The 12,132-nt window shown below is 74.8% G+C and carries 11 protein-coding genes; 2 read left to right on the top strand and 9 right to left on the bottom strand.

Features of this window, described 5'->3' with window-relative positions; genetic code table 11:
• Positions 1-273 precede the first annotated feature (273 nt).
• A complete protein-coding gene (locus FIV43_RS18995; RefSeq protein ID WP_231123536.1) occupies positions 274-1,839 on the bottom strand; it encodes an aminotransferase-like domain-containing protein in 1,566 nt (521 codons plus the stop codon).
• Positions 1,840-1,910: 71 nt separating this feature from the next.
• Between FIV43_RS18995 and FIV43_RS18990 the strand changes: the two genes are divergently transcribed.
• Positions 1,911-2,597: a pyridoxamine 5'-phosphate oxidase family protein gene (locus FIV43_RS18990; protein WP_141015385.1), complete on the top strand. Its 687-nt coding sequence runs from the start codon at positions 1,911-1,913 to the stop codon at positions 2,595-2,597.
• Between the two features lie 43 nt (positions 2,598-2,640).
• On the opposite strand, the gene FIV43_RS18985 is transcribed toward FIV43_RS18990, so the two are convergent.
• Positions 2,641-3,177 carry a GNAT family N-acetyltransferase gene (locus FIV43_RS18985; protein ID WP_231123535.1) on the bottom strand — a complete coding sequence of 179 codons (537 nt, stop codon included), beginning with the start codon at positions 3,175-3,177 and terminating at the stop codon, positions 2,641-2,643.
• Positions 3,178-3,313: 136 nt separating this feature from the next.
• On the opposite strand from FIV43_RS18985, the gene serC reads away from it, so the two are divergent.
• Positions 3,314-4,435 carry a phosphoserine transaminase gene (gene serC / locus FIV43_RS18980; RefSeq protein WP_141015384.1) on the top strand — a complete coding sequence of 374 codons (1,122 nt, stop codon included), beginning with the start codon at positions 3,314-3,316 and terminating at the stop codon, positions 4,433-4,435.
• Positions 4,436-4,451: 16 nt separating this feature from the next.
• Here the strand turns inward: serC and FIV43_RS18975 are convergent, their stop codons facing one another.
• The 7 genes from FIV43_RS18975 to FIV43_RS24095 all read right to left on the bottom strand — a co-directional run bounded on the left by FIV43_RS18975 (position 4,452) and on the right by FIV43_RS24095 (position 12,132).
• Positions 4,452-4,943, bottom strand: a complete 492-nt coding sequence (locus FIV43_RS18975; protein ID WP_141015383.1) for an O-acetyl-ADP-ribose deacetylase — start codon at positions 4,941-4,943, stop codon at positions 4,452-4,454.
• Positions 4,944-4,969: 26 nt separating this feature from the next.
• Positions 4,970-5,977: a DNA topoisomerase IB gene (locus tag FIV43_RS18970; protein ID WP_141015382.1), complete on the bottom strand. Its 1,008-nt coding sequence runs from the start codon at positions 5,975-5,977 to the stop codon at positions 4,970-4,972.
• Between the two features lie 63 nt (positions 5,978-6,040).
• A complete protein-coding gene (locus FIV43_RS18965; protein WP_141015381.1) occupies positions 6,041-7,093 on the bottom strand; it encodes a hypothetical protein in 1,053 nt (350 codons plus the stop codon).
• Complete coding sequence (locus FIV43_RS18960) at positions 7,090-8,367, bottom strand: SAM-dependent methyltransferase (RefSeq protein WP_141015380.1); 1,278 nt, start codon at positions 8,365-8,367, stop codon at positions 7,090-7,092. Before FIV43_RS18960 ends, FIV43_RS18965 begins: the two co-directional genes overlap by 4 nt.
• A gap of 102 nt (positions 8,368-8,469) precedes the next feature.
• A complete protein-coding gene (locus FIV43_RS18955; protein WP_141015379.1) occupies positions 8,470-11,406 on the bottom strand; it encodes an FAD-binding and (Fe-S)-binding domain-containing protein in 2,937 nt (978 codons plus the stop codon).
• The gene (locus tag FIV43_RS18950) at positions 11,399-11,935 is read right to left on the bottom strand and encodes a DUF1648 domain-containing protein (RefSeq protein WP_181407589.1); all 537 of its coding nucleotides are present in this window, start codon (positions 11,933-11,935) and stop codon (positions 11,399-11,401) included. The genes FIV43_RS18955 and FIV43_RS18950 overlap by 8 nt, the downstream gene beginning before the upstream one ends.
• A complete protein-coding gene (locus FIV43_RS24095) occupies positions 11,932-12,132 on the bottom strand; it encodes a hypothetical protein (protein ID WP_456237745.1) in 201 nt (66 codons plus the stop codon). Before FIV43_RS24095 ends, FIV43_RS18950 begins: the two co-directional genes overlap by 4 nt.

The raw sequence follows: 12,132 nt of genomic DNA, 5'->3' as shown, positions 1-12,132 counted from the left end.
GTTGGCCGACCTGATGGTGACGGTGACCTGCTTCAGCGACATCCTCGGCAACCGGATGGACCTCTACGACCGGATCGTCTGGTTCGACGACTGGATGCACTTCGTCAACACCGGCCTGATCGCCGGGGCCGTGGTGCTGCTGACCCTGCACCGCTCCACCGGCCGGGTACGGGTGGTGGAGCGGGCGCTCGCGGTCGGGGCCACCGGCGCGATCGCGTGGGAGCTCGCCGAGTACGTCGCGTTCATCCGCGGCGGCACCGAGCGCGAGTTCGCCTACGCCGACACCCTGGGCGACCTGGCCCTGGGCGTGCTGGGCTCCGTGGTCGCGGCCCTGGTGATCCACGCGCTGTGGCAGCGCGGGCGGCTGGCCTCCTCCGCACCGCAGCTCGAGCGCGTCCCGGTCTGACGGGGCCGGGGTCTCCTCGCGCCCCATTCGAATTGGTCCGGAATCCGCCCGGATCCGCGCCCATCGGAATGGGGCGCGCCACACCCCCGCAACCCCCGCTCAGCCCAGCGCGCCGACCAGCACCGCCAGCGCGCGGTCGAGCTCGGCGTCGGTGGGGCCCCGAACCCGACCACCAGGCCGCTGAGGTCGGCGGAGCGGCAGTAGTCGCGCAGCAGGTTCACCCGGAAGCCGGCCCGCTCGGCCGCGGCGCGCGCCCGCACCGCCCGCTCGTGCGGCAGCAGCCAGGTCGAGTACATCCCGGCGACCGGGCCGGCGAGCTCGGCGTACGGCGCCAGCGCGACCAGCACCCGGGGAGCCCGCTCGGCGTAGACCTGGCGGGCCGAGCGCACCACGGCGTCGACGTACCCGTCACGGAGCAGGGTGACCATCGCGCGCTGCACCGGCCACGGCGGGGCGTCGTGGGTGAGGGCGCGGTGGGCGTCGAAGGCGTCCAGCAGCCGGTCGGGGACGAGGGACCAGCCCAGCCGCAGCGACGGGAGGATCGACTTCGACGCGGTGCCGAGGTAGGCGACCCGGTCACCGTCGAGCGAGGTCAGCGCGGGCACCGGGGCGACGTCGTAGCGGAACTCGGAGTCGTAGTCGTCCTCGATCAGGACCGCGTCGGCGGCGCGCGCGGCGGCCAGCGCGGAGATCCGGTCCGCGGCCGGCATCACCCGGCCGAGCGGATGCTGGTGCGCCGGGGTCAGGTACGACGCCGCGCAGCCGGCGAGGTCGGCGACCGGCTCGAGCGCCGGCACGTCGCGCACCTCACGGCCGGCGGCCCGCACCGTGGCGACGGCGGCACGGTAGCCGGGGTCCTCGACGGCGACCGGTCCTCCGGGGAGCACGGCGAGCAGGTGGCGCAGTCCCGCGCCGGTGCCGCCGGTGATGCGCACCCGGTCGGCGTCCACCCGCAGGCCGCGGGTGCGACCGAGCCGTTCGGCGACCAGGCCGCGCAGGTCCGCGAGGCCGCGCGGGTCGTCGTACCCCCGGGGCGGGGTGGCGGTGGAGACCTCGCGCCAGGCGCGGCGCCAGACCGTCTCGTGCCGCGGGTCGATCCAGGGCGTGCCGGCGTCCATCATCACCAGCGGCGGCTCCGCGGCGGCCCGCCGCCGGGTGGGCTCATCGGGCCCGGCCGGGTCCCAGGCGCCGGGCCCGTCGGCCACCCAGGTGCCCGAGCCGGTCCGGGCGATCAGCCAGCCCTCGGCGAGCAGCTGGTCGTAGCCCCGCTCGACCACCGTCCGCGACACGTCGAGGTCGCCGGCCAGCCGGCGGGTGGCGGGCATCCGGTCGCCGGCGGCGAGCACGCCGTCGAGGACCAGCCGGCGGATGCCGTCGGCGAGCTGGCTCGCCAGCGGGCGCGGGTCCTGACGGTCGAGCCGCAGCGGCAGCACCGGAATTGGCCTTCCAGAATGGGTGAGAAATGGCTCGTGCAACGAAGCCAATCCTAGGCCACGATCGATCCATGGACGCCGCAGCACCGACCACCCCGCTCGAGCCGACCGCCCGCACCCGGGTGAACCGCGGTCGCAACCGCGCGGTGACCGACCGCGCCGCGCTCCTCGAGCTCCTCGGCGACGGCCTGGTCGCCCACCTCGGCGTCCAGGTCGGCGACCACCCCCTGGTGCTGCCGACCGCCTACGCGGTGGACGCCGACGGGCCGGACGCGGAGGGCACGCTCTATCTGCACGGCTCGGTCGCCGCCCACTGGCTGCGCTCGTCGATGGAGGCGACCGTCTGCGTCACGGTGACCGAACTGGACGGGTTGGTCGCCGGCCGCTCCGCCTTCCACCACTCGATGAACTACCGCTCGGCGGTCGTGATCGGCACCGCCCGCGCGGTCGAGGACGCCGCCGAGCGCCGGCACGCCCTCGACCTGATCGTGGACCACATGCTCCCCGGGCGCTCGGCCACGCTGCGCGCCAGCACCCGCAAGGAACTCGCCGCCACCGCCGTGCTGGCCGTGCCGCTGCGGGAGGCCTCGATGAAGGCCCGCGCCGGCGACCCGGTCGACGAGGACGGCGACGTCGCTGCCGGCGTCTGGGGCGGCCACCTGCCCGTCCGCCGGGTGATCGACGCGCCGGTGCCCGCCGCGGACAACCTCCCCTGCGCCGCGCTGCCCGATCACCTGCTGCGTCGACCCACCGCCTGACCCACCGCCTGACGCACCGCCTGACGCAGGGCACCCGGCCGTCTCACGACCCGGCTGCCCCGGCGTCCTGCGCCGCGATCCGCTTCCCGAAGCACCGCGACAGCACGTGGCCGCTGTAGTGGCCGAAGCCGGGGACCGGCTGATAGCCCGACGAGGTGTACAGCCCGATCGCCTCCGGCTGCTTCAACCCCGTCTCCAGCACCAGTACGTCGACGCCCGCCAGCTGTGCCGTGCGCTCGAGCTCGGCCAGCACCAGTCGGGAGAGCCCCTGTCCACGTCGTCCGGGGACGACGTACATCCGCTTCAGCTCCGCGGTGGGCCCACCGCCCAGCGCCACCACCGCGGAGCGTCGCCAGGCGCCGGTGGCCACGGGTCGCCCGTCGATCCGGCCGAGCAGGAAGAGTCCGTTGCCGTCGGCGAACTCGGTGAGGTCGACCGGTCCGTCGTCCGGGCTGCCGTAGCGCTCGACGTACTCGGCCTGGACGGCGGCGACGAGCGCGACGACGTCGGGATGGTCGTAGCCGACCTGCGCCAGCTCCAGCTCCATCCACACCTCCCGCTCGGTCCCCGCGAGCAGCATAGGCGCCGTCCCCGGCCCGGCGTCCGCAGGTTGGAGCCTGCGTTTTCACCGGCGTGATCCGACTGTCACACTGGGGGCATCTCTGACAGCGTCGTCAGCCTGTGCCACTCCCGCACCACGATGAGAAGGTTGAACCGTGACCGACGCCCTGCAGATCCCCGCTGACCTCAAGCCCGCCGACGGCCGCTTCGGCGCGGGCCCGTCGAAGATCCAGACCAGCCACCTCGACGCGCTGGCCGCCACCGGCTCCTCGCTGATGGGCACCTCCCACCGGCAGGCACCGGTGAAGAACACCGTCGGCCGGGTGCGCGAGGGTCTCGCCGCGCTCTTCGACCTTCCCGAGGGCTACGAGGTGGTGCTCGGCAACGGCGGCGCCACCGCGTTCTGGGACATCGCCACCTTCGGCCTGATCGAGCAGAAGTCGCAGCACCTCTCGTTCGGCGAGTTCTCCTCCAAGTTCGCCAAGGCCGCCGCCGCGGCGCCGTGGCTGGAGGCCCCGTCGGTGCTCGAGTCCGACCCGGGCTCGCGTCCCGACCCGGTCGCCGAGGCCGGCGTCGACGTCTACGCGTGGGCGCACAACGAGACCTCGACGGCCGTGATGGCGCCCGTGGTCCGCCCGGCCGGTGCCGACGAGGGCTCGCTGGTGCTCGTCGACGCGACCTCCGGTGCCGGTGGGCTGCCGGTCGACCTGAGCCAGGTGGACGCCTACTACTTCGCTCCGCAGAAGTGCTTCGCCTCCGACGGTGGTCTGTGGATCGCGATCATGTCGCCGGCCGCGCTGGACCGGGCCGCCCGGATCGCCGCCTCCGACCGGCACGTCCCGGCCTTCTTCGACCTGCCGACCGCGATCGACAACTCCGCGAAGAACCAGACCTACAACACGCCGTCGGTGGCCACGCTGTTCCTGATGGCCGAGCAGCTCGACTGGATGAACAGCCAGGGCGGCATCAAGGGGATGGTGGAGCGGACCACCGCCTCGTCCGACGCGCTCTACGGGTGGGCCGAGCGGACGTCGTACACGACGCCGTACGTGACCGACCCGAGCCACCGCTCGCTGGTGATCGGCACGATCGACTTCGACGACGCCATCGACGCCGCGGCGATCGCCAAGACGCTGCGCGCCAACGGCATCGTCGACACCGAGCCCTACCGCAAGCTCGGTCGCAACCAGCTGCGGATCGCGATGTACCCGGCGGTCGACCCGGCCGACGTGGAGGCGCTGACCCGCTGCATCGAGTACGTCGTCGAGAACGGCTGAACGCTCCGGGGGCGCGTCACAGCCGGTCGCTGATCAGCCGGTACGACGACCTCCCGAACGCCACCATCCGGGCCATCTCCACGTTCGTGGGGGTGGCCCGGAGCGTCTCCAGGGCGGCATCGACCGCGTCCTCCTTCGGCCACCCGTAGACCCCGGCGCTGACCAGGGGAAAGGCCAGGGTCCGGGCCCCGATCTCGTCGGCGACCTCGAGCGCACGGCGGTAGCAGGAGGTGAGCAGGCCGCGGTCGGTCTGGCCGGCGTTGCGGTTCGGACCGACGACATGGATCACCCAACGGGCGGACATCCGCCCGGCCGTGGTCCAGCCGGCGTCACCGGTGGCCAACCCGTCGGGGAACCGGCGCTCGCAGTCGGCGAGCACCGCAGGCCCGCCGGCGGCGTGGATCGCACCGTCCACACCGCCGCCTCCGCGCATCCGGCTGTTGGCGGCGTTGACCACCGCGTCGACCTGCTGGGCGGTGATGTCGCCCTCGACGACCTCGATCTCCATGCGACCCAGTGTGCCGCGCGGCCCCGTCACGAGCCACGCACCAGCCGGGCGGTCGCCCGCTCCAGGGCGAGCCGGCGCGCATCCTCGTCGGGATGGTGCCGGCGGACGGCGGCACGGATGGTGCGTCCCTCCTCGTAGGCGTCCACGACCCGCGGGTCGACGTAGGAGGAGCGGGCCAGGGTGGCGCTGTTGCCCAGGTAGTCCGCGACCTCGCGCATCACCGCCGCCACGGCACGCCGGCGGCGGGTGGGGCTCGCCTCCTGGTCCGGTGCCTCGGCCAGCGAGGTGGCCGCCCGCACGGTCGCGTGCCAGGTCCGGAAGTCCTTCGCCGACGCCTCGACGCCGCTGGTCTCGCGCAGGTAGTCGTTGACCGCCTCGGGGGTGAGCGAGCGCCACCGGCGACCTTCGCGGTAGGCGAGCAGGTGGGGATCGCCGGCGGTGCGCCGACGCCGCATCCGCTGGAGACCGGCGACCGCCTCGGGGTCGTCCACCTCGATCCGGTGCTCGACGCCGGACTTGCCGACGAAGTCGAAGACCAGCATCTCCCCGCTGCGCCGCACGTGACGACGCTCCAGGGTGGTCAGGCCGAACGACCCGTGCTCGGCGGCGTACACGTCGTTGCCGATCCGGAAGCAGCCGAGGTCGAGCAGCCGGAGCGCCAGTGCGCACGCCTGCTCCTCGGTAACCGTGGTGCCGGCGAGGTCCTCGGCCACCCGGGCCCGCACCCGCGGCAGCCGTCCGCCGAACCGGAGCACCCGGTCGTACTTCTCCCCGGACCGCTTCTCCACCCACGCCGGGTGGTAGAGGTACTGGCGCCGGCCCGCGTCGTCGGTGCCGACCGCCTGGAGGTGGCCGTTCGGGTACGGGCAGATCCACACGTCGCTCCAGGCCGGCGGGATCACCAGCTCCTTGCAGCGCAGCGCGTCCTCGGCCGCCAGCCGCTCGCCGTCGGCATCCAGGTAGGTCCACCCGCGACCGGCGCGACGTCGCGTCCAGCCGCGGTCCTCGGCGCTGGTACGACGAAGGCGGACCACGCTGCCATCTAACCGGGTCCACCCACATCCGGGTGGTGCACCGCCCAGCGCAGGCGCGCCGCCTCAGCGCGGGCGCAGCGCCCGCAGCAGCACCAGCACCCCGATCACGCCGACCACGATGCCGACGATCCACGGGTTGACGCCGAACCCGAACTCGGTGCCGCCGTCGTCGGCCGGCGGTGCCAGCTCCTCGGGGGCGGCGGTGTCCTCGGCGCCGGGCCCACGCGACGGTCCGGTCGCGGCCGGGTCCCCCTCGAGCTCGGCGCGCAGCGCCCTCGGCAGCTCGATCCGCAGCACCTCGCTGCCCTCGCCCTCGCTGCTCAGGTAGACCTCGCCGTCGGCGGAGACGGCCAGCCCCTCGCCCTGCTCCTGCGTCGGCAGGGTCAGCGTCTCCAGCCGCTCCAGCCCCGGCCAGGTGTAGACCGCGGCCTGGCCGTAGTTGCGGATCATCAGGTGCTCCCCGTCGGGCCAGAACGACCCGTCGGTGGAGATGCCGAGCGCGCTGCCGACCTCGCGGAGCCGGTTCGGGCCGTCCGGGTCGAGCCGGCGTGGGGCCGCGTAGACCCGGCCGATGAACTCCTTGACCACCACCAGGACCTGACCGGTCTCGGGGTGCACCAGCAGCGTCTCGGCGTCGTGCGCGCCGTCGGGGTAGACCAGCTCGAACCGTTCGCCGGCCACGGCCCGCTCGCCGGTCCCGAACGGCACCCGGGTGATGCTGATCGACGAGCGCCGCGCGAGGTTGTCCCCGGTGTCGCCGACCCAGACCTCGCCGGGACCGGCGGGTGCCAGCGCCTCGACGTCGACGGCCTCGCCCTGCCAGGTGGTGGTGCCGACGGTCTCCCCGGTGGCCGGGTCCACGGTGAAGATCCGCGGCCCGTCCCCGGAGTCGTTCACGGTCACGAAGAGGTCACCGGCGACCAGCCCGCTGGACTCGATGATCGCCGGATCGGTGAAGCTGAACGCGACCTCCGCGCGCATCGCACCCTCCTCGGCCCGGCTGGCGCCGGCCACGGCACCGACCCCGACCAGGCAGAACGCGGCGACGAGGAGGCCGCGCTCGAGGGCCCGCGTCCGTCGTACCGACCTCTCGGCGGTCCGGGACCGACCTCTCACGTGTCCCTGACCGACCTCTCGGCGGCACCCAGGAGCGCTCCGAGGCGGGGGGTGAGGGACCAGGTGGCGACGAGCTCGTCGTACTCGGCCGGGGCTGCCGGGTCGGTTACGCCGGTGCGGACCGCTCGCAGCAACGTGTTGCGGGGGGTGTGGGCGCTGTCCACGAACTCGACCACCTCGACCCGGTAGCCGTGGCCGCGCAGCAGCAGCGCCCGGAGCGCGTCGGTGAGGGTGTCGGCGAACCGCTCGCGCAGGATGCCGTCGCGGACCAGCGCCGCGTAGGGCGCCGGTGCCGGCCGTCGGCGGAGCTGGGCGGCGATGTCGTGGTGGCAGCACGGCGCGGCCAGGACCAGCGGCGCCCGCCAGCCGACCGCCCGGGCCAGCGCCTCGTCGGTGGCGGTGTCGCAGGCGTGCAGCGCCAGCACGATGTCGGGCGGCTGCGGCAGCTCGGCACCCTCGATGCTGCCGACCACGAAATCGGCGTCGACGCCCAGCTCGGTCGCGACCGCCTGGTTGTGCCGGCGCGACTGGTCCTTGACGTCGACCCCGGTCAACCGGACCGGCAGCCCGCGCCGCTCGGTGAGGTAGCGCTGCGCGGCGAAGGTGAGGTAGCCGTTGCCGCAGCCGAGGTCGACGATCCGCAGCGGGTCGTCCTCGGTCGGGGTCCGCAGCTGGCCGCTGCCGGTGGCGTCCGCGATCGCGGCCTCCAGGAGCGCCACGAACTCCTCGATCTGGCGGTACTTGGCCTGGCGGCTGGGCTTGACCCGGCCGTCCTTGCCGGCCAGTCCGAGCGCGGCGAAGAGCGGGTCGTCCTCGGGCAGCAGGCGCCGCTTGGCACGGTCGTGCGACCGGTTCGCGCCCGGTCCGCCACGGTTACCCTCAGCTGCCGCTGCGCCCGCCCTGGCGCTGGCACCAGTGCCGGCCGCGATGTGCACCACCGCCAGCCCCTTCTTGGTGATCCGCAGCTGGACCACGGCCAGGTCGGTGGTGACGTGCCAGTTGCCGAACCCGGCGGCGAGCAGCTCGTCCACGTACGCACCGGCCGGCTCCCCGGCGGCGTGGTTCGACGTGTGGGCCTGGGTGGCGTCGTAGGCGACCGCCTGCAGGTGGGTGCCGGCCTTGAGGTCGACCCAGCGCAGCTCGACCCGCCGCCAGCGAGGGGCATCGCGCCCCCGCTGCCGACCGGAGGCGACGGCGCGGACCAGGCCCGGGTCGAGGAGGTGCTCGCGGACCACGGCGAGGCCCTCGGCCAGCGGATAGGTGGTGCTGCTCATCGCCGGCTCACCCCCGCGCTCACTTCAGCACGGCGGAGACGACGACCACGATCAGCAGGGCGGCCAGCGCGATCGGGATGACGAGTCGACGGTGCCGCGGGTTCACCTCGCGATCGTATCCGGGCCGGCGCCGCCGACCACCTTTCCCGGACCTCCCGGACCGGCCGTCGGCGGCTCGGCGAGCAGCTCGGCCAGGTGCACCGAGGCGACGCCGGCCAGGTCGTCGAGCTGGATCGCGCAGGACATGCCGTCGGCGAGCACCACGGTGCGGGCGTCGGCGGCCCGCGCCGCGCGCACCGCCGGCAGCAGGTGGGTCTCGGCGACCGCCACCGACGTCTCGTAGTGACCCTGCTCCACACCGAAGTTGCCGGCCAGCCCGCAGCAGCCAAGCACCCGGGTCACCTCCGCCCCGGCCCGCCGCAGCAGCGCCTCGTCGGTGTGCCAGCCGATCACGGCGTGCTGGTGGCAGTGCGGCTGGGCGACCACCCGCACCCCGGTCAGGTCGGGCAGCGGCAGGTCCAGCCGGTCCACCAGCTCGGCCAGCGTGAGCACGCCGCCGGCGACCCGCTCGGCCCGCGCCCGCTGCGGCTCTGCCACCAGCTCGGCGGCGTCCGCGCGCAGGGTCGCCAGGCAGGACGGCTCCAGTCCGATCACGGGTACCCCGGAGTCGACGTACGGCGCCAGCGTGGCGACCGTCCCGCTCAGGATCCGCCGGGCCTGGTCGAGCTGGCCGGTGGTCACCCAGGTCAGCGCGCAGCAGGCCCGCTCGTCGATCACCCGGACCCGCAGCCCGGCCGCGGTGAGGTAGTGGAGAGCGGCATGGGCCTGGGCGTCGCGGAAGTGGTCGGTGAAGGAGTCGGCCCACAGCCACACGTCCGGCGCATCCGGCTGCACCCCACCCATCTCCTCGGTGCGCGCCCAGCGGCGCACCGTGGTGGTCGCGAACCTCGGCACCGACCGTCGCCGGTCGATCCCGGCCACCGCCTTGGCCACCGCCGCGGTCGGGCGCAGCCGCAGGCCGGCGTTGGCCAGCCCGGACGCGCCGATGCGGGCGGTGAGCGCGGCCCACAACGGCAGCCGGCCGAGCGTGTAGTGGCTGCGGGGGCGTCGCCGGCCCCGATAGGTCTGGTGCAGCACCTCGGACTTGTACGTCGCCATGTCCACCCCGGTCGGGCAGTCGGAGGCGCAGCCCTTGCAGGAGAGGCAGAGGTCGAGCGCCTCGTGCACCGCGGGGTCGGCCAGCCCGCCGGACAGCCCGCCGGTCACCGCCTCCTGCAGCACCCGCGCCCGGCCCCGGGTGGAGTCCTTCTCCTGTGCGCTGGCCTGGAACGACGGGCACATCACACCGGCGAGCACGCCCGGCGCCGCGACGCACTTGCCCACGCCGGTGCAGCGGTGCACGGCCGCGCCCAGGGAGCCGCCGTCCTCGGCCAGCCGCAGCGTCGGCCGGGAGACCAGGTCGGCGCGCTCGCGCCGTACCGGACGCAGGTCGGCGTCGAGCGGCGCCGGGTCGACCAGCACCCCGGGGTTGAGCAGGCCCGCCGGGTCGCAGGCGGCCTTGACCTGCCCGAAGAGCCGCAGCGAGGTGGCCTCGTACATCAGCGGGAGCAGCTCGGAGCGGGCCCGGCCGTCACCGTGCTCGCCGGAGAGCGACCCGCCGTAGTCGGCGAGCCGGGTGGCGCAGGCGATCAGGAACTCCCGGAACCGGGCCGGGCCGTCGGAGAAGTCGAAGTCGATCCGGGCGTGCACGCAGCCGTCGCCGAAGTGGCCGTAGGGCACGGTGTCCAGGCCGTGCGCCGCGAGCAGCTCCTCGAAGTCGCGCAGCCACGCGCCCAGGGACTCCGGCGGTACGGCGGCGTCCTCCCACCCCGCGTGGGCGGGCCGGGTGAGGCTGCGCGCGGCCAGCCCGGCGCCGTCCTCGCGGATCCGCCACAGCGCGGCCGCCTCGACCGGGTCGGTGACCACCCGGTGCTCCAGCGCCCCGCTCGCCGCGACCACGCCGGGCAGCAGCTCCGCACCCTCGTCGCCGGCCAGCTCGACCAGCAGCCATCCGCGGCCGCGCGGCAGTCCGGGCAGCGCCCGCCGGGCGCGGACCAGGTCGGCCAGCCGCGCGTCGAGTCCCTCGCAGGCGACCATGTGGCCGCCGGCCGCACCGGCGCCTCCGGCCGCCCCCAACAGCGCCGGTACGGCGTCCGCGGCGTCGGCCATCGAGGGATAGCCGAGCACCACCAGGTGCCGGTCGGTCTCCGGCACCAGCGCGACCGTCATCTCGGTGACCAGCCCGAGGGTGCCCTCGGTCCCGGCCAGGAACCGGGCCAGGCCTCCGGCCGGCGCCTCGGGGAGGAGGTGCTCGAGGCTGTAGCCGCTGACCTGGCGGGTGAACCGGCCGAACCGGGTGCGCACGTGCGCGAGCTCGTCGGCGACCAGCCCGCGCAGCCGGGCCTCGACCTCGCCGGGGCCGGCCTCGCGGTCGCCCCACAGCACCGTCGCGTCCCGCATCGTGTCGGCGGTGCGGCCGTAGCCGAGCGCACGGGAGCCGCAGGCGTTGTTGCCGAGCATCCCGCCGAGAGTGCAGCGGGTGTGCGTGGACGGGTCGGGGCCGTAGCGCAACCCGTGCGGGGCGGCCTCGCGCTGCAGCGCGGCGTGCACCACGCCGGGCTCGACGCGGGCGGTGCGGGCCTCCGGGTCGATCTCCAGGACCCGGTCCAGGCCGCGGGTGTCGACCACGATGCCGGTGCCGATCGCGTTGCCGGCGATCGAGGTGCCGGCGCCCCGCAGGGTCACCGGCGCGGACGCGGCGGTGGCCACGGCGAGCACGGCCGCGAGGTCGTCGCGGTGCCGCGGGCGGGCCACCACCTGAGGGAGCACCCGATAGATCGAGGCGTCGGAGGAGTAGAGCGCACGGGTCAACGGGGAGTCGTCGGCGTCGATGCCGTGGCGGCGCAGGGCGGCCACCAGCTCGGCGGAGTCCGCAGGTGTCGCAGCGGACGAGGCGAGCGGTCGGGGCGGTCCGGGCGGGCCGGGCGTCGGGTCAGTCATGGCGGTACCGGACCCGGAACGCGTGCAGGGTGAAACCGGCCAGGTAGGCCAGGTAGAGGCCGAGCGCCACCGCGAACCAACCGTCGAGCCGCGGCTCGGCCAGCCCGGCGGCTCGCACCGTCAGCAGCAGCACCGCGGTGAGCAGCAGCAGGGTGGCCGCCCCCAGCCGCAGCCCGTCCTCCCGCATCATCGTGCGCATCCGCTCCTCGCGCTCCGTGGTCGCGGTCCACCACTCCTTGTGCGGCACGTTGAGCATCGAGGTGGGCACCCGGACGGCGGCCAGACCGGCGAAGAGCGCGATCATCGCCAGGCCCAGCACCGCGAAGGTCACCAGCGCCTCGGTCCGCCCGCCCCAGCGGTCGACGTCGCCGCCGCCGCCGAAGTGCAGCGGCACCCGGTCGGGCAGCCGGACGCAGGCCAGCACCCAGGCCGCGGCGTAGGCCAGGCAGCTGCCGATGAAGACGGCGCGCGACGCGCCGGAGCCGGGCCGGTCCGGTCGCGCTGGGCCGGGATCGGGGGGTGGGGTCACCGATGCTCCATCGAGCCGGTGACGATCCCGGCCAGGTCCTCGGCGGTGACGTCCTTCGGCGCGGTGGCCAGCAGCCGCTGCTGCTGCAGCGCGCCGGCCACCAGGTCGTCGACGTCGTCGGATCCGTAGCCGACGGCGGCGAGGCCGTTGGGGATCCCGATGTCGCCCATCAGCTCGGTGAGCACCCGCGGCAGCAC

Origin of the sequence: Nocardioides sambongensis, from assembly GCF_006494815.1 — a bacterium.
In the GTDB taxonomy this organism is placed as follows: Bacteria; Actinomycetota; Actinomycetes; order Propionibacteriales; family Nocardioidaceae; genus Nocardioides; species Nocardioides sambongensis.
The sequence above is the reverse complement of the archived record's forward strand: the minus strand, read 5'-3'. Positions and strand labels throughout refer to the sequence as shown.